The 20,572-nt window shown below is 36.1% G+C and carries 23 protein-coding genes; 1 reads left to right on the top strand and 22 read right to left on the bottom strand.

What is annotated here, in order from left to right:
- Positions 1 to 32: 32 nt before the first annotated feature.
- The 7 genes from F3D3_RS10070 to F3D3_RS10040 form a co-directional block, all read right to left on the bottom strand.
- Positions 33 to 1,121 carry a M14 family metallopeptidase gene (locus F3D3_RS10070; RefSeq protein WP_069873545.1) on the bottom strand — a complete coding sequence of 363 codons (1,089 nt, stop codon included), beginning with the start codon at positions 1,119 to 1,121 and terminating at the stop codon, positions 33 to 35.
- Between the two features lie 114 nt (positions 1,122 to 1,235).
- Positions 1,236 to 2,846, bottom strand: coding sequence for a glycosyl hydrolase family 18 protein (locus F3D3_RS10065; RefSeq protein WP_069873543.1), 1,611 nt, complete (start codon positions 2,844 to 2,846; stop codon positions 1,236 to 1,238).
- Between the two features lie 69 nt (positions 2,847 to 2,915).
- Entirely contained in the window at positions 2,916 to 3,779 is an 864-nt protein-coding gene (locus F3D3_RS10060; RefSeq protein WP_069873541.1) for a GerMN domain-containing protein, read from the bottom strand.
- Positions 3,780 to 3,788: 9 nt separating this feature from the next.
- Positions 3,789 to 5,096 (bottom strand): cell wall metabolism sensor histidine kinase WalK, encoded by a 1,308-nt coding sequence (locus tag F3D3_RS10055; RefSeq protein ID WP_139132062.1) that lies wholly within the window; start codon positions 5,094 to 5,096, stop codon positions 3,789 to 3,791.
- 85 nt (positions 5,097 to 5,181) lie between these two features.
- On the bottom strand, positions 5,182 to 5,886 hold the full coding sequence (locus F3D3_RS10050; protein WP_069873539.1) for a response regulator transcription factor: 705 nt from the start codon (positions 5,884 to 5,886) through the stop codon (positions 5,182 to 5,184).
- A gap of 224 nt (positions 5,887 to 6,110) precedes the next feature.
- Positions 6,111 to 7,148, bottom strand: coding sequence for a selenide, water dikinase SelD (selD, locus tag F3D3_RS10045; RefSeq protein ID WP_084388939.1), 1,038 nt, complete (start codon positions 7,146 to 7,148; stop codon positions 6,111 to 6,113).
- Positions 7,149 to 7,266: 118 nt separating this feature from the next.
- Positions 7,267 to 7,698, bottom strand: a complete 432-nt coding sequence (locus F3D3_RS10040; protein WP_069873535.1) for a helix-hairpin-helix domain-containing protein — start codon at positions 7,696 to 7,698, stop codon at positions 7,267 to 7,269.
- 79 nt (positions 7,699 to 7,777) lie between these two features.
- Between F3D3_RS10040 and F3D3_RS10035 the strand changes: the two genes are divergently transcribed.
- The gene (locus F3D3_RS10035; RefSeq protein ID WP_069873533.1) at positions 7,778 to 9,154 is read left to right on the top strand and encodes a D-alanyl-D-alanine carboxypeptidase family protein; all 1,377 of its coding nucleotides are present in this window, start codon (positions 7,778 to 7,780) and stop codon (positions 9,152 to 9,154) included.
- A 70-nt stretch (positions 9,155 to 9,224) separates the two neighbouring features.
- Here F3D3_RS10035 and F3D3_RS10030 read toward each other — a convergent pair whose 3' ends face one another.
- The 15 genes from F3D3_RS10030 to minE all read right to left on the bottom strand — a co-directional run bounded on the left by F3D3_RS10030 (position 9,225) and on the right by minE (position 20,567).
- Entirely contained in the window at positions 9,225 to 9,605 is a 381-nt protein-coding gene (locus F3D3_RS10030) for a RidA family protein (protein WP_069873531.1), read from the bottom strand.
- A gap of 9 nt (positions 9,606 to 9,614) precedes the next feature.
- Entirely contained in the window at positions 9,615 to 10,247 is a 633-nt protein-coding gene (locus F3D3_RS10025; RefSeq protein WP_069873529.1) for a transcriptional regulator, read from the bottom strand.
- A gap of 11 nt (positions 10,248 to 10,258) precedes the next feature.
- Entirely contained in the window at positions 10,259 to 10,591 is a 333-nt protein-coding gene (gene rsfS / locus F3D3_RS10020) for a ribosome silencing factor (protein WP_069873527.1), read from the bottom strand.
- Positions 10,592 to 10,684: 93 nt separating this feature from the next.
- Complete coding sequence (gene yqeK, locus F3D3_RS10015) at positions 10,685 to 11,254, bottom strand: bis(5'-nucleosyl)-tetraphosphatase (symmetrical) YqeK (protein WP_069873526.1); 570 nt, start codon at positions 11,252 to 11,254, stop codon at positions 10,685 to 10,687.
- Positions 11,248 to 11,865 (bottom strand): nicotinate-nucleotide adenylyltransferase, encoded by a 618-nt coding sequence (gene nadD / locus F3D3_RS10010; protein ID WP_069873525.1) that lies wholly within the window; start codon positions 11,863 to 11,865, stop codon positions 11,248 to 11,250. The genes yqeK and nadD overlap by 7 nt, the downstream gene beginning before the upstream one ends.
- Before the next feature lie 116 nt (positions 11,866 to 11,981).
- Positions 11,982 to 12,410 carry a ribosome assembly RNA-binding protein YhbY gene (gene yhbY / locus F3D3_RS10005; protein ID WP_069873524.1) on the bottom strand — a complete coding sequence of 143 codons (429 nt, stop codon included), beginning with the start codon at positions 12,408 to 12,410 and terminating at the stop codon, positions 11,982 to 11,984.
- 9 nt (positions 12,411 to 12,419) lie between these two features.
- A complete protein-coding gene (gene obgE, locus F3D3_RS10000; protein ID WP_069873523.1) occupies positions 12,420 to 13,697 on the bottom strand; it encodes a GTPase ObgE in 1,278 nt (425 codons plus the stop codon).
- A 394-nt stretch (positions 13,698 to 14,091) separates the two neighbouring features.
- Positions 14,092 to 14,373 carry a 50S ribosomal protein L27 gene (gene rpmA / locus F3D3_RS09995; protein ID WP_069873522.1) on the bottom strand — a complete coding sequence of 94 codons (282 nt, stop codon included), beginning with the start codon at positions 14,371 to 14,373 and terminating at the stop codon, positions 14,092 to 14,094.
- A 4-nt stretch (positions 14,374 to 14,377) separates the two neighbouring features.
- Complete coding sequence (locus tag F3D3_RS09990) at positions 14,378 to 14,707, bottom strand: ribosomal-processing cysteine protease Prp (protein ID WP_069873521.1); 330 nt, start codon at positions 14,705 to 14,707, stop codon at positions 14,378 to 14,380.
- 5 nt (positions 14,708 to 14,712) lie between these two features.
- On the bottom strand, positions 14,713 to 15,021 hold the full coding sequence (rplU, locus tag F3D3_RS09985) for a 50S ribosomal protein L21 (protein WP_069873519.1): 309 nt from the start codon (positions 15,019 to 15,021) through the stop codon (positions 14,713 to 14,715).
- A gap of 128 nt (positions 15,022 to 15,149) precedes the next feature.
- Complete coding sequence (locus F3D3_RS09980; protein WP_069873516.1) at positions 15,150 to 16,547, bottom strand: ribonuclease E/G; 1,398 nt, start codon at positions 16,545 to 16,547, stop codon at positions 15,150 to 15,152.
- A gap of 7 nt (positions 16,548 to 16,554) precedes the next feature.
- Positions 16,555 to 17,247 (bottom strand): TIGR03936 family radical SAM-associated protein, encoded by a 693-nt coding sequence (locus tag F3D3_RS09975; protein ID WP_069873514.1) that lies wholly within the window; start codon positions 17,245 to 17,247, stop codon positions 16,555 to 16,557.
- Positions 17,247 to 19,073 carry a TIGR03960 family B12-binding radical SAM protein gene (locus F3D3_RS09970; protein ID WP_069873512.1) on the bottom strand — a complete coding sequence of 609 codons (1,827 nt, stop codon included), beginning with the start codon at positions 19,071 to 19,073 and terminating at the stop codon, positions 17,247 to 17,249. The genes F3D3_RS09975 and F3D3_RS09970 overlap by 1 nt, the downstream gene beginning before the upstream one ends.
- 46 nt (positions 19,074 to 19,119) lie before the next feature.
- Positions 19,120 to 20,229 (bottom strand): rod shape-determining protein RodA, encoded by a 1,110-nt coding sequence (rodA, locus tag F3D3_RS09965; RefSeq protein WP_084388937.1) that lies wholly within the window; start codon positions 20,227 to 20,229, stop codon positions 19,120 to 19,122.
- A gap of 71 nt (positions 20,230 to 20,300) precedes the next feature.
- Positions 20,301 to 20,567, bottom strand: a complete 267-nt coding sequence (gene minE / locus F3D3_RS09960) for a cell division topological specificity factor MinE (RefSeq protein ID WP_069873510.1) — start codon at positions 20,565 to 20,567, stop codon at positions 20,301 to 20,303.
- Positions 20,568 to 20,572 lie beyond the last annotated feature (5 nt).

The following is a 20,572-nucleotide window of genomic DNA, read 5'->3' as shown; positions in this document are numbered from 1 at the left end:
TTATAATACTTCCCCTCTCTAAATTCATTATGCTATAAATTGAAATACGATATTGTATTCACCATTAAATGATCAAAATCTGATTCAGCTTTAAGCCACCAGTTCTCTTCATTGGGACAGTAAATGCCAATAAATTTTTTTAAAATTTTTTCTTTTATCTTTTGTGGTTTTATTTTTTGATGCCAAATTGAATTTTCAAGTATAGTCACTCTAAGGCTCTCAAACTTGTGGTAAATAGAATGCCCCAAAGTCCCAAACTCAACACACGTATGAAATACATCCTTATTGCTTTGTTTGCCTAGCAAATACAAATAGTCAATCATATCACCTTTTACATCTCTAATTTCCACACGATCTAATTTTAAGTTTCGTTTCCATAAGAAAGGATTTAATGCATCGTATGAGGAATTGATGAGCGACAATTCACTTCTAGGACCATATCCCGTATGGAGGTCAAAATGAATCACTTGCTTGACGGAATCTTTAGAAAACTGCGTGATCATATTGAGCACATTTTGATGTTCTAAAGTGGGTTTTAAGCCCCCAAAATAGATCTGATGAGGGCATTCATATTGTCCACTGAAAATGGCTTGATTTGTATTTAGAATACCATTGTCTATTATACACTTAAACAAAGTAAAATAATACTTAATAAGGCTTAATCCGCGCCATTTTCCATGCCAGCTTGCATTTATAAGGGGGTCAACTTGATTCAAATATGGATTTACAACGTTATGATCCTGGAGAAAATTGCGATTCAAATCGATATTCTCCTGATTAACTCTTCTAAAATATTTCATGCCCCAAGGATTGATAAAATTAACCACAAGCAGTGCTGTTTTTGAGGCATTGATCGTTTTATAGTGCTTTGTTATGACTCGATTTATCATTTCTGAACCTACAAACCCTTCAACGCCATGCATTCCAGCTGTTATGATCAAAAGCTTGTCAGGTTGATCTGAATCACAAATATAAACAGTCTCTGTGGTCAGCATTTTATTTTCATTATAGGATTCCGAATGATGCTCGCATATTTTATAGTGCTCTCTTGCAACCCCTATGACACACTTGAAGGTCTCTTTAGCCGCTTCATAACTTTTTAATGTATGAAATTGTCCCATAGAATGCCCTCCGATATTTTAAAAAGTACGATTGCGCTAACAATCGTACTTCATCGTATTATATCTTACCTAAAAGGTTAGAGTGTCAAAATCAGTTTCACACGCACCATTCCCCTATTCATTCTGTAAAAATTGATCCCAAAGATTTAAATACTGACGCGTTTCATTGGGGCGATCGTACACATCCGCAATGCTCCCCAATCGCCATATGGACGTATTGGTGATTCCAAAGTATTTCATCAAGTCAATCTTAGCTTGAAGGCTACGTTGATCCTCATACCACACAATGTTACGTGTTTTATCCTCATTGTCCTCAAATATAATATAGGGGCTTTTCATCCCATCTGAATACGTAATCGCTACACCACTTGAAATCCTACTCGAAATTGCACTGTAAGTTGGATGATAAGGCATCTCGTTAATTATTGAGCCTTCTTTCAATTTCCATTGGACAGAATCCATAGAAAACTGCAATATGATTTTATTTTTATCTATAACACCCGTTTCACTATGGGTTATACCCTTGAGGGCATAGTACAAATCATTGATTGCAACTAAAGGTGTTATTGTATAACCAGACTTCATTTCTGCTTTTGTCAATTTTTTAGGATAAAAATCATGAGCCATTAAAATGACATAATCCGCTAGTCTGCCAATAGATTTATAATCATATCCATCATAATAGGCAATTCCAGCTTTTCGTACTGGATGCACTGCAACAATTAATGATTTGTCAATTTCTTCAAGTGCCACTTTTAAATTTGAAAGAAATAAATTGAATTTTATTCCAGTTTCTTGCCCTTTTAGGGATTCGAAATCAATCAAAACACCTTGATAATTGATTCTTTGGCTATTCTTCACAAGCATAGTAGCAATCAATGAAATCGCTTTTGAGCTCGAATCCGAATTGTTTAGGATATACTCCGTTAAAGGCAATTCTTTTTTTAAAGTTTCATCGTAGACGAGTTCGTCCTTAACCGCTACCATTAGGTATTTAGCCACATCATTATTATCAGCCGCTTTAACTGCCTCGGTATAACCACTTGGGACTCTATATTCATTATCATTTTGAGAACTTGAATTTAAAATCACATCGCCATTCACTTTAGATATTTCCAGTCGACTCCAACCATAACTTAAGGCATCTAATGCTGCCACTTTATCCAGTTGACTGTAAGAATTAATTGCATAATAAGAATGAAGCCTATCAATCTTCGTTTTTTTAAGTCTATTGAGATGATAAATGAACGCAATCGCTTCTTCAGAAGTCAATGGATCATCTGGCCTAAACACCTTTCCAGAAGATACAAGTCCAAAATCAAATGCTAATTGAACATATCCTTTATCCGAAGAGACATCCGTAAAAACGAGATTTGAAGTTTTAAGTTGTTGCGCCAGCCAATCAAACCCCAAATATTGGATGCTGATTTTAACCGCCTCTATTCGAGTCAAAGCCTCAGTTTCACTTTTAGTAAACTCAATTTTACTCTGTGTTTTTATTTTAGCATTTTCTTCAATCCTACTGATCCATGCGATAAATGCTTTATATTTGATTTTTCCACCTAAAACAATAGTCTCATTGCTGATCATGATATCATCGTCTTTTAGTGTATCTATTAAATTATTGACCCAATGATTCTTCGGAATGTCGCTATTATCCGCTAAAGACAATTGAGAAATGAGCATCATTAAAATAAGCGTTATTATCAAAACTTTTTTCATCATAAATAGAACCTCCACATACTTATATTATAGTCGCTTTTATTGGAAATTCTCATGACAATTGTATTAAATTTAATTTCTCAGCAGGTCAACTTTATAATTTCCATCGACAAAAATAACAGTCCATTTCTTATAAAAATGTACTTGGAAATCAGAAACACTTGAATTTTTTACAAATTTAACATAAATCACCCAACGGTCATTATAGGTCTTTGTAAAATACATATCCCGAGTATAACCATTGATTTCATTGTTCAATGTATTGGCGTATTTTGTAAAATCCATATAGTCGTAGACTTGTTTCGTGCTATCGGTCAAAAGATCATATGCAAGATCTAATCGGGATGAATTTATATAATCAATATAGTCTATTACCGAATCAGATGCCGTACGCTCTTTTAGATAATTAAGGCTCTCCATTTTAGGCAATGGTTCTAAGAGTGAGTATCCAAGTACTTTTCGATCCACACGTTCACCGTCAATCAAAAGTTGTACATTAAAAACACGTTTTATCTCTGTAAGACTATTGACGATAGACCAAATATAAAGATCCAGCTCATCGCTTTCCCAAAGATCTGAGTGCATCACATTACTGGATAGATTTAGATAGCAGGTATTGTTGGCATATTCAACCGACAATACAGCTACATCATAATCAAAAATACTCTTATATTTGACATTTTTAGGGCCATCTTCAATGGCCTTGATAACAGCTTGTTCAAAATCATTGCTGTGTATAGCAACTTTTCGATTTTCACTTCGAAGCGCGTGGTCGTAAACAAAATAAATCTTTGTCGTAAAAGCAATGGTCTCTTTATCTGGTGATATATACTTTGAATCCGTTACAACTGGATACGTACGATTGATATTGAGTCCAAATATCAAACTGGCTACGATCAGAATGAGGATTACAAAGCTTCTGATTGGGAATTTCATAAGGTCCTCCTAATGCTTTGGCAGTATAATCGTTATATCTGTCCCTTGATTCATATGACTTGTAACTTCTATACTGCCTTGATGTAACTGTACGATCTGCTGAGCAATTGAGAGACCCAGACCTGTTCCGCCCGTCTTTCGAGCACGTGCTTCATCCACTCTATAGAAACGGTCAAATATGAATGGCACATCTTTTTCAGGTATACCAATGCCATTATCCATAATTGAAATCGCAATGGTATCTCTTCGATCCGTTAAAGAAACGTTGACCATTCCATTTTCCGGTGTATATTTAACCGCATTTCCAACAATGTTCAATAGACATTGTTGCATCTTTTCTTGATCTAAATTGATCTGAATCTTATTATTAGAAATAAAAGTGATCTCGATATGTTTCATCTGTGCAATGGGTTTAATCGTCTTGATGACCTTCTCAATCAGGTAATTGACATACGTCACGCTGTAATCCAGTTCAATTTCATCCTTTTCAATACGCACCAAATAAAGCAAACTATCAATTATATTGTTAAGTCTATCTACTTCACTATTGATATCTTGCATAAACTCACGGTAAATGGCTTCATCCCAATGGTCTTGTGATAATAACGTATCCGAGACAATTTTCATAGAAGTCATTGGCGTTCTCAGTTCATGCGAAACATTCGATACAAATTTTTTGCGCCGATCATCCACTTGAAACAACTTTACCGACATTGAGTTAAAAGCATTGCCAAGCGCACCAATCTCATCATTTCCCTTGACTTCAACCTTAGTCTGATAGTTCCCCAAAGTGACCTTTTTAACCGATTCTGTTAAAGACTCAATTGGTGTTGAAATGATTTCTGCAAAAAAAACACTTATGAAGAACGAGACAAATAAAGCAATCAAAAAAATAATGATCAACTTATCTAAAATATTCTGAACATTTTCAAATATAAAATCCGCATTTACGGACATAAAAATAACACCGATGATTTCATTTTGAAAGATAATAGGGACAGCTGTATACATGATATAGTCCGTCTTATATCGATATATGTTAGCCGAATTGATACCCATTAAAGCATTGTCTACTTCTACGAGGTCCAGATTTTGACTTTCAAAATCATCATAAGAATCCAAAATCACATGCATCTCTTGATCAATCACTAAAACTCTTGATCTGGAATCAAGACTATGTTGCTTGATAATATCTTCAACATAACTGCGCGTATAGGCATTGTTCACATTATTCATAAAGGGTGCAATTTGACTTGAAATAATATTGCTTTGCGCGAGTTGATTTGTTTGAGTTTCTGAAACGTTAGATTTAATCAAATAATCTCTTATAAAAATAATCGTCAGCAAGAGTATAAATGCGATTAATATTAAATAGGTGGAAACAAGTTTCCACCTAATACTTTTAAAGAACTCTTTTTTTCTTATTCTTAAAATAGTACCCAACTCCCCATTTGGTCAAAATATAATCCGGTTGAGAAGAATTTTCTTCAATTTTCTCTCTTAACCGTCTGATATGGACATCCACTGTTCTAACATCTCCGAAGTACTCATACCCCCAAATCGTCTCTAAAAGTTCTTCTCTGGAATATACGCGTTCTTCATTCATCATCAAAAGTAACAGCAAATCAAATTCTTTTGCAGTCAAATTGACATTTTGACCATTCACAGCTACTTTTCTGCCAAGAGTATTGATATTGAAATCGCCAACATTGATCAAATTAGAGGCAAAATGTTGATCTGAAACTTGAACACGCCTTAATATGGCCTTAATCCTTGCCTTTAATTCAAGCATGTTGAATGGTTTTGTAATATAATCATCCGCACCGTATTCAAGGCCTAACACCTTACTGGAATCATCATCTTTTGCAGTTAACATCAATATGGGAACCATGGACTTCTCTCTTACTTTCTTACACACCTCAAGCCCATCCATTCCTGGCAACATCAAATCTAAAATTACAGCATCATACGTATTGGCAAGAATTTTGTCGTATGCTTCTTTTCCATCAACTGCTGTTTCAACTTCATAACCTTCCTGCTCTAAACTAAATTTCAAGCCCTTTAAAAGAATTGGTTCATCGTCAACTACCAAAATTTTCTCCGCCATAATGCCACTCCAATCATTATTTTATTAAAATTCTCACTACAGAAATCAGGTCCCTTTGTTTCAAATATGCTTTAAGCTTTTAGCGACTATCTCATAATTGTAATACTACATTACTGTATCTTCATTTATTTTAACAAGAATACGCTCAATAATCAAACTAATAAAGATATCGTAATGAATTAATCATGGGTAAATTACCATTTGACTTTTAACACTCTAACGCATTATTTCACTTTTAAAAAGTGTTTTTCTTTTTTTAGGACCTTCCCAACGATAAAATATGCCGTCTTAACATGTCTTTCAAGTGAAGCCAATACAGCGCTCATTTCATCTTGGGGAATAGAAAACAGTAAGCCCCCAGAAGTTTGAGGATCACAGATCAAGTCAATAATCACCTCTTCAACATTTTGATCAAAAGAGGCATCCTTTTGAATAAAAAACTTGTTTTTGTAAGCACCTGCTGGTATTATGCCCATAGCCGCCATTTCTTTCGATTCTTCGATAAACTCAAGTTTTGAGGTTTCTATCTCTATGGTCACATGACTCCCTTTTGCCATTTCAAGCGCATGTCCCAATAATCCAAAACCCGTGATATCGGTGCACGCATGTACCGAAAAAGATTCAATGGCCTCTTTTGCATATTTATTGAGTTCACTCATATTAAAGATCGCCTTTTCTACAGTTTCTTGCCTTAATAAATCCGCTTTGAGTGCGGTGGCAATAACACCTATCCCAAGGGGCTTAGTGAGTATTAAAACGTCTCCTGGTATTGCACCGAAATTGCGCCAAATCCGATCTGGATGTACCATGCCCGTGCAAGAGAGCCCATATTTGGGTTCGTTATCTTCGATGGAGTGTCCTCCTACGAGGATTGCACCTGCTTCTTTTACTTTATCAGCCCCCCCTTTTAATATTTTTTTTAAAATTTCTGGCGATAAACAGTTGGGAAAGCCCACAATATTCATAGCGAGCGTCGGCTTTCCACCCATCGCATAGACATCACTGAGTGCATTTGCAGCCGCTATTTGTCCGAAATCATAAGGGTCGTTCACAATTGGCGTGAAAAAATCTAAAGTTTGAATCATGGCCAATTCGTCATTTATTTTATATACCGCGGCATCATCTGACGTATCAAACCCCACTAATAATGCTTCATCTTCAAATTTAGGTAAGTCGCACAAAACTTGTGCTAAGGTCTCAGGACCAATTTTAGCACCTCAACCTGCGCTGGCTGTATAAGCTGTCAATTTAACATTTTCCATTGTGTCCCCTCCTTTCTGTGCATCAATTCATGCACTAATCGTATTGGTTAGTTGCTCAACTTTTGACTTATGACGCTCTAACTCGTATTATACCAAAAACGATGTCATAAAAATATCATTATTTACCATTTAACAATTGTTCTAGTTTTTTTTCACCAATCCCCTTCACTAATAAGAGTTCTTTAAAATCAGTAAAACCACCATGTTGATTTCGGTATTCAATGATTGCCTGTGCCGTTTTCTCCCCTATCCCCTTAAAGTGTATGAGTTCCTCTAAAGTATACAAATTAAAAGCCTCAACAGTGATATTGATATCTGTAACAGGATCGTGAACTGTATTTGAATCCTGCTCTATAGGATCATTTATAAATACTTCTGTTTCCTTTGCCACAGCATTGCTTAAATCTATTGTGATTTCATTTGATTTAATGGGTTGAATCTCTATTGGTCTATATGATAAAATAGAGTGCTGTAACGATGTATAAATGTTGAAAAATCTAAACAAGATAACCATCGAAACAAGAATAAACACTTTTCTCTTTGTAATCAAAGCCGTTACCCCCTTTTCTATTAAAAACAGTATATCACATAATCAAAGTAAATACCATAATATACCAATTGGAGGATTCATGATTCATTTTTATTTGGACACAAAATTTAGAACTGCGATTATAATGCCCTTTTTAGTGCTTTATATAGTAATATCAGCAATCACTTTTGCTGAAGGTGAAAATGATTATACCCTAACGGCCAGTGACTTAGTTGCAGAAAGCGCTATATTAATGGATCAAAACACAGGCCAAATCCTCTTTTCAAAAAATGAAAATATGCCGATGTATCCAGCAAGTACAACCAAAATATTAACAGCCATCATCATTCTTGAGGATTTAGAGCTCACACAAGAAATAACCATCACTAAAGATATGGAAGGCGTTGATGGCAGTGGCATAGCACTTGAAGCTGGTGAAGTCTTAACAGTCGATGAACTTTTGCATGCCCTGCTCATGGTAAGTGCAAACGATGCAGCTGAGGCACTTGCAAAAACACACTCTGGCACCATTGAAGCCTTTGCCAAAGTCATGAATGAACGCGCAGCCTCAATGGGTGCACTGAACTCCAATTTTCAAAATCCCCATGGACTTCCAGATCCAGATCATTTAACAACGTCATATGATTTGGCAATGATTGCAAAATATGCCATGCAAAATGAAACCTTTAAAGGAATCATCATGACCCCACGATATGAAATTCCTGCAAATGCCGTTAAACCAGATATAAGGTTTTTAAATCATACGAATAAATTCATTCCAGGTGTACCGGGTTCAAACGAAAAAATACCTTACAGAAATACCAATGTGACAAAGGGCTATGAACTTATGACGGGCATTAAAAGTGGCTATACGACAAAAGCCTTACATTGCTTTGTAGGCGCAGCGACTTTAGAAGGAAGAAGTTTCATTTCGGTGATTATAAAATCTCAAGGCAACAATATGTATATAGATACTAGAAAACTGATAGATTATGGCCTCTATGGCACCATTACGTATCAGCTTTATGATTTAGGAGAAGCCGTTACCACAAAAACGCTTGAGGATAAAAGAGAAACGACGATACAGCTCGTCACCGAAGGACCTCTCTCCGTTGATTTGCCATCTAATATATCGGTTGCTGATCTAACCCGCCAAGAGACCATCCAAGATCAAATTACACTTCCTGTTGAAAAAGGTGAAATTTTAGGCCGCATTTCCTATTATTTAAACGACTTGCTGGTTTGTGAAACCAATCTTGTCTCCGCGGATGCTTACCTTGGGGAGGACTTGATCACTGCTGAAACCAAAGCGTTTGACTCACCTAAAAATGCCTTTTTTACAGTTAAAAACATATTTTCATGGACATTTAAAGCCTTTTTAGCGCTGGTTTTATGGCGTACACTTGTGACATTTAACCGTTTGAGACAAAAAAGACAAAATAGAATCCTTCAAAGACGACAAAATAGAAGTATATAAAAAGAAATGCTGATGTACATGAATTACTACACATCAGCATTTCTTTTTTAGTTTTACTGTTAATCTCAGCTTATCCGATGTAAGCAATCATCTCGATTTCAACATCCGCACCTAATGGTAAATTTGCAACTTCAAAAGCGGCTCTAGCGGGTTTGTGATCTGTAAAATACTCTGCATACACAGCATTCATATCTGCAAACTGAGTGATATCATTTAAAAGTACTGTTACCTTAACAACATCTTTAAACGATGCGCCTGCTTCTTCTAAAATGGCTTTTGCATTCTCTAAAGATTGCTTTGTTGCAAGTTTGATGTCCCCTTTTACGAGTTCTCCCTTACCTGGAATAAGCGGTAATTGACCTGACACATAGACAAATCCACCTGCCATAACGGCTTGAGAATATGGACCTACAGCTGCTGGTGCTTTTTCTGTTGCGATAATTTTTAACATACATTCCTCCTATTTAGTTTCTCGAATACCATCGAGATAATTATAAATTGTATATCTTGAAACTTGCAAAGCATTTGCAACATAATCAATTGCCCCTTTAATTAAAAAGACGCCTTTTTCTTCTAAATCTTTTACAATACTTACTTTTTCGTCTTTAGTCAAATAAATCACAGGTCTTCCAAATTTATGAATCGTGCTTTCGACAATATCATATAAAACATCATTCACTTTGTTGACTTCACCTATGACCTCAAGTTCGTTTTCATCAACTTTACAGAGTTCATTCATGACATTTCGTGCACTTAACATATCTGTAATATCAAAGTTGATACACATACAGCCAATAATCGTCTGATCTAAATCTCTTATAAAAGTAGTTGTGGATTTAAGTTCTCTTCCCAAGGTGCTTTTGCCAGTATAATTATAAACGTCATGGCCTTCTTGATGCTTATTAATTTTTTCTAAAATGGAATCTGTCATTTGTGTCTCATTGGTTCTTCCTGTGACATGTCCGTTGAAAATTGCAATAATAGAACTGTCAAGATTGCTAAAATCATGAATAACGACTTCACAATTAGAACCAAATGTCTCTGCAACACCTTTAGCTACCGGTATAAATTTTTCAAGAATCGGATGTATCATATTTTGTCCCCCTAAATTTCAATGCGCTTTGCATCATTCCAAATCCGTTCAAGATCATAATAGGATCTCAATTCTTTATTAAAAATATGGATGACGATATCCGTATAATCCATAAGTACCCACTCACCTCGAAGCTTGCCTTCTTTATGCTTAGGATAAACATGCTCTTTTGCAAGTTCTTTTTCTATATGCTCGCTCAGCGCATTGATATGAGTTGACGAAGTACCTGTTGCCACAATAAAGTAATCTGCAATTGTGGTCACTTCTTTAAGGGATAAGGTGACAATATCTTGCGCTTTCTTATCTAACAATAATTCATGTATTTTTTTAATCATTTTTTCCATTTTACACTCCTGAGATATGACTATCCTAAACGAAAAGTTGAGTTTATGCAATAGTTATTTATAAAATTAATGTCAAAATATTGGCGCACGTCATTATGAATCTGCCTTTTTTATGGTCTCAATCATATCATAAGTATTTTGATGCATGCCTTGATTGTTTTTTTTAAAATAATCTTGCGTTAAATCACAAAATTTCAAAATAGCTGCATCGATATCCACCCTTACCAGTACTCGAAGTTCTTCAACGCCTTCGAAAGTTCTAGAAGCCTCAACAACATCAGCCATATAAATGATCTTTGAGAGAAGAGACATGTTCTTATGACCATAAGTATGCCATTTGACAGCTTCTAATATTTCAGAGTCCTCACAGCCGAATTGATTTCTTAGCATTATAGCGCCAATTTCCCCGTGCGCCAAATTCGGATTCTGCTCAATGACAGGATCTAATTTGATGCCATATTGGTCAATATAAGCCATGGCTTCTAGATCACTGATCTCCTTGGCAATATCATGACCAAGAGATGCATACTCAGCTTTGAAAGGATCGATATTATAGATCACGGCGAGTTCCTTTGCGAGTTTTGCCACTCTAACGGTATGCTTATACCTCTTTTTGGATAAATGTAATTTTAAATACTGTTTCAACTTATAAGTGCTCAACATAGATAGATCTTTTCTTTGCAAATATAATTTTCAACAGTCTCTGGCAATAAGTACTTGATACTCTTCCCTTCTCGCACTCGATCTCGGATATCCGTGGAGCTTATGGCCAAGGCAGGCACAGAACAGAGTTCGATATGAGCCCCTAATTCTAAGGAAAGTTCTTCAATTTTAGCTTTTAAGAGCCGCTCATCAACACCGGGTCTTGACGCGCCGATAAATTTTACATATTTAACAAGTTCTTTGTAACTTTTCCATGTATCGAGTAAGATAATCGCATCCGCTCCTGTGATGAAATAAAGTTCTACAGGGGTATTCAATAAAGTCTTGAGCTCTTTTATAGTATCAATCGCATAAGTGATCTCTGTTTTTTTTATTTCAATATCTGAAACTGTGAAATGAGGATTAGACGCTGTGGCAAGGATTGTCATCATATATCTGTGCATTTTATCCGTCGGTTTATTCTTTTGCTTATGAGGTGCGTTCCCCACAGGAATAAAAATAATTTGATCCAGACCATAGCTTGATCTAATTTGCTCAGCGAGCATTAAATGCCCATAGTGTATGGGATCGAATGTGCCTCCCATAATTCCAATTTTTTTGATTTGCATCATATCTACCTCGTGATTTATAGACTCAAATTTTACCCTATTAACAGGATGACTGTTACTTTAAAACGCCAACAAGGCTATTTGAAATAACAGTCATTTAGAATTAAATATTAAATTAATTACTTAAGCTTTTTAGGTCTTGATTTTTTCCCTTTAAGAGGTTTAGAAATACGCCCCCCTTTTTTACTGAGACGCACTTTATCAGAAGGCTTCTGATTTTTTTTCATCAGGTTAGTCTTCACTCTTGTATTGTCCGCCCCTGGTATTTCCAATATTGGGTTCTCTCTTGATTGTCTATAAATCGTAAATTTATTGCCAATCGCTTGAACAAATTCTGCATCAAGTGCCTTTCCAACATCATGAGCTGCAGCTGTTGCATCTTCTAAACTGTTATCTAAAACATTGACTTTAACAATTTCATGATGTTCTAACAGTGCATTCATTTGCGATAAAAAACTCTCAGATATGCCTTCTTTTCCAAGTTGAGCCATAGGCTTTAATTTATTGGCAAGGCTTTTTAAATAACTTCTTTGTTTTCCAGTTAACATTAACGTCTCCTAACCATAGAATTCAAATTCTAAATCAAATATTCTTACCGTATCGCCATCTTCTATACCTAATTCTCTAAGATGAGCAAATACGCCTTTGTTTTTAAGGACATTTTGGAATCTTCTCAAGGATTCAATATCACTAAGATTAGTGGAAAAAAGCAATCTTTCAAGATAATCTCCCTCAATACAATAAACATCATCATCCATGAAGTACTTGATTTCATTATCATTTGATAAATCTAGTGCTTCAACAAAATAATCATCTTCATCGACTAAAGGCGTATCTGGAGTTACATCTAAAAGCTCTGTTACATAGTTTAAAAGCGCATCGACACCTAATCCTGTTGCCGCAGAGATTGGGAACACTTTATAACCATCTGCTTCTATTTTTTCAGTAAAAGTTGACAATATTTCATCATCAAATAGCAAATCCATTTTATTTGCCGCGACAACTTGAGCACGGTCTGATAACCGCGCGTTGTACCCAAACACTTCTCTGTTAATCGTACAGAAATCTTCATATGGATCTCTACCTTCAATACCTGAAATATCAACTACGTGGATTAATATCTTCGTTCTTTCAACATGTCTCAAAAACTCGAGTCCTAAGCCAATCCCTTCCTTCGCGCCTTCAATGAGGCCTGGAATATCAGCAATGACAAAGCTCTTTCCTTTAACAGCTTCTACAACGCCTAAATTAGGTTGAAGCGTTGTAAAGTGATAATTGGCAATCTTAGGTCTAGCTTTAGTGGTTGCAGCTAAAAAAGTAGATTTTCCAACATTGGGATATCCCAATAAACCCACATCTGCAAGCATCTTTAACTCTAAAACAATATTGCGTTCATGTCCTTTGCCACCCTTTTCTGCAAATGTTGGCGCTTGACGCGTTGAAGTCGTAAAATGCGTATTGCCTTTCCCGCCGCGGCCACCTTTTACGAGGATGGCACTTTGGTCTTTTTCTTTTAGATCTACGATCACTTTCCCAGTTTCAGCATCCCTGATGATTGTTCCCTGCGGCACTTTTATGATCAAATCTTCAGCATATTTGCCAGACATTTTCTTTTTGCCACCATCTTCGCCGTTTTCACAGACATATTTTCGCTTGTATCTAAAATCCATGAGTGTTCTCATACCGTCATCTACAACAGCGACAACATTACCACCACGACCGCCATCACCACCATCTGGACCACCATCTGGTACATATTTTTCTCGTCTAAAGCTGACTTTACCGTTGCCGCCATCGCCTGCTTTAATATATATTTTTGCTAAATCAACAAACATTTTACACCTCTTCTACGCAAGGTTATGAACCATACTCTTATTCTACCCATTATTTATCATTTATCAAACCAAATTATCAAGTTAATCAAAGCATATACTCAGTCCGCTTCGCACCTTCGTAACCCCCTTGCAATCCTATCGGATTGCACTCAGCGGGAGCGCTGAATTGGGAAGATGACCCCCCCACTTTAAGAAGTCTCCCAAAAAGATCAAAGCGTATACTCAGTCCGCTTCGCTACCTTCGTAACACTTGCACAATCCTATCGGATTGCATTCAGTGGGCGTTTGGACTCCCACTGAACTAGGCATATGCCCCCCCCACTTTGAGAAGTGGGGGGGCATCTCCTCAAGGGTTATATTAAAAATGTCCATCATGGCTGATGGACATCTTAGACTAAGCTTCGTATACGCTTATTTGTTTTTTATCTCTACCTTTTCTTTCAAACTTAACAACGCCTTCTACTTTAGCGAATAATGTATCATCGCCACCGATGCCAACGTTATTACCAGGATGAAACTTGGTACCTCTTTGTCTAACTAAGATGCTTCCAGCACTTACTGTTTGTCCATCAGCTCTTTTTACGCCAAGTCTCTTTGAGTGAGATTCACGACCGTTTTTAGAAGAACCAACACCTTTTTTACTTGCGAATAACTGTAAGTTAAAAGTTTTTAACATCTTCTTACACCTCCTCTATTCTAAGTTTCACGTACTCTGGGTACGTTCCTTCTATACCTTCTATACCGACTATGAAAGTTTCAAATATGATATTTGTTGTTTCAGATCGATATGCCTGTTCAATACTAAGTGACAAATGCCCATTATTAACTTTAAGACCCAACGACTTCTCCGGTACTTTCCCGATTTGTTCAATAGCATTCGCTACCGTCTGAGCCAATGTTGATACCGCACTGCATACCAAATCTTTTCCATATTCATCGGAATTTGCATGCCCTGACAATCTCAACTTATAATAGTATCCATTTGTCTTTGTTACATCTACTTTAATCATTTTAACTATAAAGTGATGTTTTCAATTTTAACTTTTGTATAAGGTTGTCTGTGGCCTTGTTTTTTTCTGTAATCTTTTTTACTTTTGTATTTAAAAATGATTACTTTAGGGCCTTTACCATTTTTGACAACAGTTCCAGTAACTTTTGCAGAAGAAACAGCTTCGCCAACTTCTAAGCCAGCATCTCCAGAAACTGCCAAAACTTGTTCGAACACGTAAGAATCCCCTTCGTTTACATCTAATTTTTCTACGAAGATCTCATCACCTTGTTGAACCTTATATTGCTTACCACCAGTTTGAATAATTGCGTACATATCGCACCTCCTCTATCCTTTCTCGCCAAAACTAGGTACACCAAAGTGTTTCTGTTAACCCGTTTCATGCGGCTACCCGAATAATATTATCATACAGACGTTGAAATGTCAACTTTTATTATAGATTATTACTCGCATATTGTAGAAATTTTATATGAACTCTTTTTTTGGTTGTTTTTTATCAATTTAACTTTAAGGGGAATTTCATTAAAAAGTGGTTTTTGAGCTAAAATCAAGTAAAGCTCTGGAACCACTTCTAAAGTCACCTGCTTTGTACTCGTATGCTCTGAAAGTCTCAACAGTTCAAAATACAGTTCATTGATTGTCCAATACAGAAGATCCTTTTCTCTAAAATCTATACTGAGTGCATCTAGCAAAGACGGCTTAACACGTTTTCTCGTCATTTCAAGTAGACCTAATTTTGTAATGCCTAATATGTGAAAATCATCTTCTTTTGTAAAGATATGATCACTTAATGTCTTTAGAAAGAGAGCCTCTTCTTTACCCAACATATCGATAAAATCTATGAGTATGACGCCACTGATATCTCGAGCAATTAATTTTGCCTTAATGGCTATTGCGGATTGTTGATTGACTTCACGTGTCATTTCAACTTTAGAAAGTGCTCTGTACTGTGCCGAATTCACATCGATTATCGTAAAGGCTTCAAGCTCATCCAAGGTAAAAGTAAAACCCGCTTTTGTTTTAAATACAGTTTCAAATAGAAATGCCCTAACGTTAAGCCCGATCTCTTTATAAAGTGCATTTTTAGATTTTATATACTGAATCGAACTTTTGGTAAAGCCAATATCGAGTAATTCTTGTTTCAGATCCGCATTCGTGTACTGAACAGAAGTTACATCTATGCCATAAAGCTGTCGATATAAATTTTCTACAAAGCCATTGGCTTCGTATACCTTGAGGACTTTGCTTGACAAATGCCCTATTTTCTCAAGCCTTTTCCAAAGTGCATGCATGCGTTCAACATCTCTTTTAATCAGGACTACATCCGAAATTTCGTTGACAATGCTCCTCACAATCCAACCACAGTCATCCTGATCAATGCTTGAAATTTGAGTTTCTATCTCGCTTTTAGGAATATTCTCTGTGATTTTTTTAGAATACTTTACGCCTCTTGAATAAGGTAATAGAACAACATATTTTCCAGCCAAGGAGATATCAGTCGTAAGCTGAGGCCCTTTAGTTTGATATGCTTCTTTGCTCACTTGAACAGATATAAGTTGATTTTTGGAAATCAACTTATTAAGGGGTAGATTCTTTTGTTCTTTTGGAATACGCCTTAAGATCTCTTTTTTAGGTAAGAATCCATTCATCGAGGTTCCAATGTCCACAAACGCACCTTCAATTTCATCCGAAAACTGAACCACTTTTCCAAAATAAATATTGCCGAGACTATTTTGCCTATGGTGATTCTCAACAATAACGTTTTGTATTTCTTTAGTCGCTGCATCGTATGAAACCGCAATATCTAAAATAGGGCTTTGATCTATAACAATTGCTTTCATTTAACACCTACAATTCATAAAGCGATACAAGACTGCTATTTTGATCCATAAACATATTGATGCGTTCCACTTCAATATGATCAATCTCTTTTTCATTTTTGCAAAAATTTAAAAACAACTCTGCAAAGAGCTCTGGATTCAGACTCCCAGCACTACTACTTGAAGCCAGTGTGGCCCTTAAAATAAGTTCATTTGCCTCTTTAAAGACGACGCTAAATCCTTTTATGAGCTCTAAAGCATTTACCGTTTTCATTGTGCCTTTTTTTGTTTTCTTCTCGTAATTTACTTCGGATTGATTTAAAAAGCTCTCCACTTTTTCTTCATAAGCATTAAACTCAAGAGTAGATTTGAAATCAATTCGAATAATATACTCTGAAAAATCAATACTCGCCATTAGTGATTTCTCGTTTGTCACATACTTCGCTTTGAGAATTTCTATGCCCTCTGGAAATTGCATTTGTGTTATGGTCTCTATATCTATTTTATGATTTATTTGCACTTCCATAATCTCCGATTGACTTGAAAAGCCAACCGATAACGGTGAAGCAAAAGTCATTTTAGGATGAGGATTGAAGCCCTCTGAAAATTTAAGCGGTAATTTATGAAATCTAAAAACGCGTTCAAAGAGTTTCATAAGTTCAAGATGAGATAAAAATTTCATATACTTTTGTTTTTTATATACAATTCTCAAGGTCTCCATTAGCACGCACCACCTATAATATTCACATTTACGCCACAAGCTGTGCAGCCATCTCTACAATCTGCAGTTGTAACACCCTGTTCTGCCTTCTTATTTTCAGAAATCAAATAGGCTTTTGAAACACCTGGATCAATAATGTCCCAAGGGAATAGCTCATCATAGGCTCTCTCACGCACCGTATAAAAATCAGGATCCACATCACAAGCTTTAAAGGCTTCCATCCAAACCTTATAATCAAAGTATTCTTGCCAGCCATCAAATTTTGCACCCATTTCAAAAGCCTTCACAAGCACTTTGGATAAATTTCTGTCTCCTCTGGCAAACACACCCTCTAAAACACTGGTTTTCGGATCATGATAATTATAAACCACTTTCTTATTGATCAATTTCGACTTCAAAAAGTCAATTTTCTCATAAAATTCTTCAACGGTGTTTTGTGGCATCCATTGAAACGGTGTAAAGGGTTTAGGGACAAAACAGGATGTACTCACAGTCACTTGAACCGATTTTTTCATATCTTCTGGTTTAACTTGTCTGAAGATATAAGCGCCTAGATTCGCAATGTCGTTAATCCCCTCAAGATCCTCAAAATTCTCAGTTGGTAATCCAATCATGAAATAGAGTTTAACGCGTGACCACCCCAGCGAAAAAATGCTCTTAAAAGTCGTTTCAATATTTTCTGCAGAAACGCCTTTATTGATAACATCTCTCAATCTTTGAGTTCCCGCTTCAGGCGCAAAAGTCAGCCCAGTCTTTCTTATCTTTTGAATTTCTTTGACGACATCCACTGAGAAGCTATCCAATCTAAGAGAAGGTAATGACACACCAATACTCTCTTTTTCATATCGATCCACAAGATCTTTTACAAGTGTTTCTATTGAACTGTAATCCATGGTACTCAGCGATGTCAATGAAAGTTCTTCAAATCCAGTGGATTCAAGAATTTTTTCTATATTGGATTTTATGGTTTCCGGTGACTTTTCTCTGACCGGTCTATAGAGCATACCCGCTTGACAAAAACGACAGCCTTTGGTGCAGCCTCTGAATATTTCAATCACCGCTCGGTCATGAACAACATCCGCCAAGGGGACGATCATCGTTTCCAATTGGAACCCCTTATCAAAATCTCTCACAATTCTCTTCTTTATTTTTTCAGGTACATTTTCAGTACGCTTAACATCAACTAATATGCGATTTTCATTGTAAACAGGCTCATAAAATTTAGGCACATACACGCCACCAATTTGTGCTGCTGCTAAAAGAAATTCATCCTTAGTGATTTTACCCGCTTTATAAGGCCTATACGCCTCAATAAAGTCAATCAGCTGTTCCTCTCCCTCGCCGATCAAAAACACATCTACAAAGTCTGCTATGGGCTCTGGATTATAAGCACAGGGTCCTCCCGCAACAATTATAGGATGATTCGAAGAGCGGTCCTTAGAATAGAATGGAATATGGGATAAATCTAACATATTGAGAATATTAGTATAACTGAGTTCATATTGTAATGTAAACGCTAAAATATCCATATCCAACAACTTAGATTTTGTCTCTAAAGTCACTGTGGTCTGATTGTTTGCTCTTATGAGTTCTTCCATGTCTCTCCACGGTGAAAAAACGCGTTCACAAAATACATCTTCTTCTTTATTGAGCAAACTGTAGATGATTTGAAGTCCCAAATAGCTCATGCCAACTTCATAAACATCTGGAAAACAAAATGCAAATCGAATCATCTCATTTGTGATTTCCTTATTGAAAGTATTGAGTTCACCACCGATATAGCGTGACGGTTTCTCTACTTTTTGAAGCATTGCTTCTAATTTCATTATTTCCTCCTAGAACTTATAAATATTTATACTAAGGCCTTATAAATTAATACATAAAGGTTCCCTTTTTACGTCTAACATAAATGGTTTCTACTAATCCGATCGCAATCATACTGGTTACGATGGACGAGGCGCCATAGCTGAAAAACGGCAATGTTATACCTGTAACAGGCATTACACCCATGGTCATCCCAATATTTTCAATGATTTGAAAGGCAAACATAAAGATAATACCCACAATTATATTGGAACCGAATTCATCTTTTGCTTTATAACTTAAAATCAAAAGCCGGATCAAAAACATAAAATACAAAAATATAAGTCCAAGTCCGCCGACAAATCCAGCTTCTTCTGTGAAAACAGCAAATATGAAGTCGCTCTCTTGAACGGGCAAATAGTCCAGCCTATGATAGACGCCCTGAAAAATGCCTTTACCATACATTTGGCCAGAACCTATTGTTATTTTAGATTGCATCACATGATAATTTCCAGGCAATGTTAAATCCTCAGGATTCAAAAAAGCATCTATCCTCTCTTTTTGATGCGACTTGAGTAATTTATAGATCACTGGTAATGCCACAGCAGAAAGTGCCCCGCCTAGTGCGATGTATCTGTACTTTAAGCCGTTGACAAACATCATTCCAAAAGTAATAAGTACAAAAACGAGTCCCGAGCCAAGATCAGGTTGCTTGAGCACCAATACAAGGAACGGGGATAAGATTAGACCACATTTCACAATATCTACAAAAGTTCTCACACCGTGATTTTTTTCGAGAAATTTTGAGAAAAAGATGATATATCCGATCTTTGCAAGTTCGCTCGTTTGAATGTCTATAGGCCCAATTTGAATCCAACTTCTTGCACCGTTACGGATAACACCAAGGCCAGGTACATAGACGAGAAGCAAAACAGCGATCGATATAAAGAATAGACTTAAATAAAATTCTCCAAAAATCTCATAGTCGATAAGCTGCATTAAGATGACAATCACAATGCCTATGGCAAATGATATAAGCTGCATTTTAAATTGTCGTGTAATGCCATCTATTTGAACATTAGTAGCACTTGCAATAGCAACTACTCCAATTGAAAAAATGATCAAAATAATGGCCATCAGTAAATAATCGAAGTTTGTAATGGCTTTTTTTAAATTCAATTTGCACCTCTGAGATTTATAAACCAAGTGAATTTACAACTGAAAAAAAGGTCCTAAAAAGGACCCAAATCTTATCTTTTCATATTTTTGATCGGAATACTTGCAACTAGAACAGGTCTGCCAGATGAATCATCTCTTGTTCTCGTAATTTTAATATCTAAAGTTGAAAGATCGTACTCCACATGTTCAGATATAGAAGAAAGTATGTCTGCTTTTAAAAGTTCTAAAAGTTCAGGTGAACAATTCGTTCTATCATGCACTAATACAAGCTTTAGTCTTTCTTTTGCCACATCCTTGCTTGTTGCTTTAGTATTTAAGAATCCAAATAAGTCAAACATGTCTT

The organism is Fusibacter sp. 3D3, assembly GCF_001748365.1.
Lineage (GTDB): Bacteria > Bacillota > Clostridia > Peptostreptococcales > Acidaminobacteraceae > Fusibacter_A.
The sequence above is the reverse complement of the archived record's forward strand: the minus strand, read 5'-3'. Positions and strand labels throughout refer to the sequence as shown.

Bases quoted from the DNA above. Each gene is read 5' to 3' on its own strand.
- F3D3_RS10070 (WP_069873545.1), bottom strand. From the start codon at position 1,121: ATGGGACAATTTCATACATTAAAAAGTTATGAAGCGGCTAAAGAGACC.
- F3D3_RS10065 (WP_069873543.1), bottom strand. From the start codon at position 2,846: ATGATGAAAAAAGTTTTGATAATAACGCTTATTTTAATGATGCTCATT.
- F3D3_RS10060 (WP_069873541.1), bottom strand. From the start codon at position 3,779: ATGAAATTCCCAATCAGAAGCTTTGTAATCCTCATTCTGATCGTAGCC.
- F3D3_RS10050 (WP_069873539.1), bottom strand. From the start codon at position 5,886: ATGGCGGAGAAAATTTTGGTAGTTGACGATGAACCAATTCTTTTAAAG.
- F3D3_RS10035 (WP_069873533.1), top strand. From the start codon at position 7,778: ATGATTCATTTTTATTTGGACACAAAATTTAGAACTGCGATTATAATG.
- F3D3_RS10030 (WP_069873531.1), bottom strand. From the start codon at position 9,605: ATGTTAAAAATTATCGCAACAGAAAAAGCACCAGCAGCTGTAGGTCCA.
- F3D3_RS10025 (WP_069873529.1), bottom strand. From the start codon at position 10,247: ATGATACATCCGATTCTTGAAAAATTTATACCGGTAGCTAAAGGTGTT.
- rsfS (WP_069873527.1), bottom strand. From the start codon at position 10,591: ATGGAAAAAATGATTAAAAAAATACATGAATTATTGTTAGATAAGAAA.
- yqeK (WP_069873526.1), bottom strand. From the start codon at position 11,254: ATGTTGAGCACTTATAAGTTGAAACAGTATTTAAAATTACATTTATCC.
- nadD (WP_069873525.1), bottom strand. From the start codon at position 11,865: ATGATGCAAATCAAAAAAATTGGAATTATGGGAGGCACATTCGATCCC.
- yhbY (WP_069873524.1), bottom strand. From the start codon at position 12,410: ATGTTAACTGGAAAACAAAGAAGTTATTTAAAAAGCCTTGCCAATAAA.
- obgE (WP_069873523.1), bottom strand. From the start codon at position 13,697: ATGTTTGTTGATTTAGCAAAAATATATATTAAAGCAGGCGATGGCGGC.
- rpmA (WP_069873522.1), bottom strand. From the start codon at position 14,373: ATGTTAAAAACTTTTAACTTACAGTTATTCGCAAGTAAAAAAGGTGTT.
- F3D3_RS09990 (WP_069873521.1), bottom strand. From the start codon at position 14,707: ATGATTAAAGTAGATGTAACAAAGACAAATGGATACTATTATAAGTTG.
- rplU (WP_069873519.1), bottom strand. From the start codon at position 15,021: ATGTACGCAATTATTCAAACTGGTGGTAAGCAATATAAGGTTCAACAA.
- F3D3_RS09980 (WP_069873516.1), bottom strand. From the start codon at position 16,547: ATGAAAGCAATTGTTATAGATCAAAGCCCTATTTTAGATATTGCGGTT.
- F3D3_RS09975 (WP_069873514.1), bottom strand. From the start codon at position 17,247: ATGGAGACCTTGAGAATTGTATATAAAAAACAAAAGTATATGAAATTT.
- F3D3_RS09970 (WP_069873512.1), bottom strand. From the start codon at position 19,073: ATGAAATTAGAAGCAATGCTTCAAAAAGTAGAGAAACCGTCACGCTAT.
- minE (WP_069873510.1), bottom strand. From the start codon at position 20,567: ATGTTTGACTTATTTGGATTCTTAAATACTAAAGCAACAAGCAAGGAT.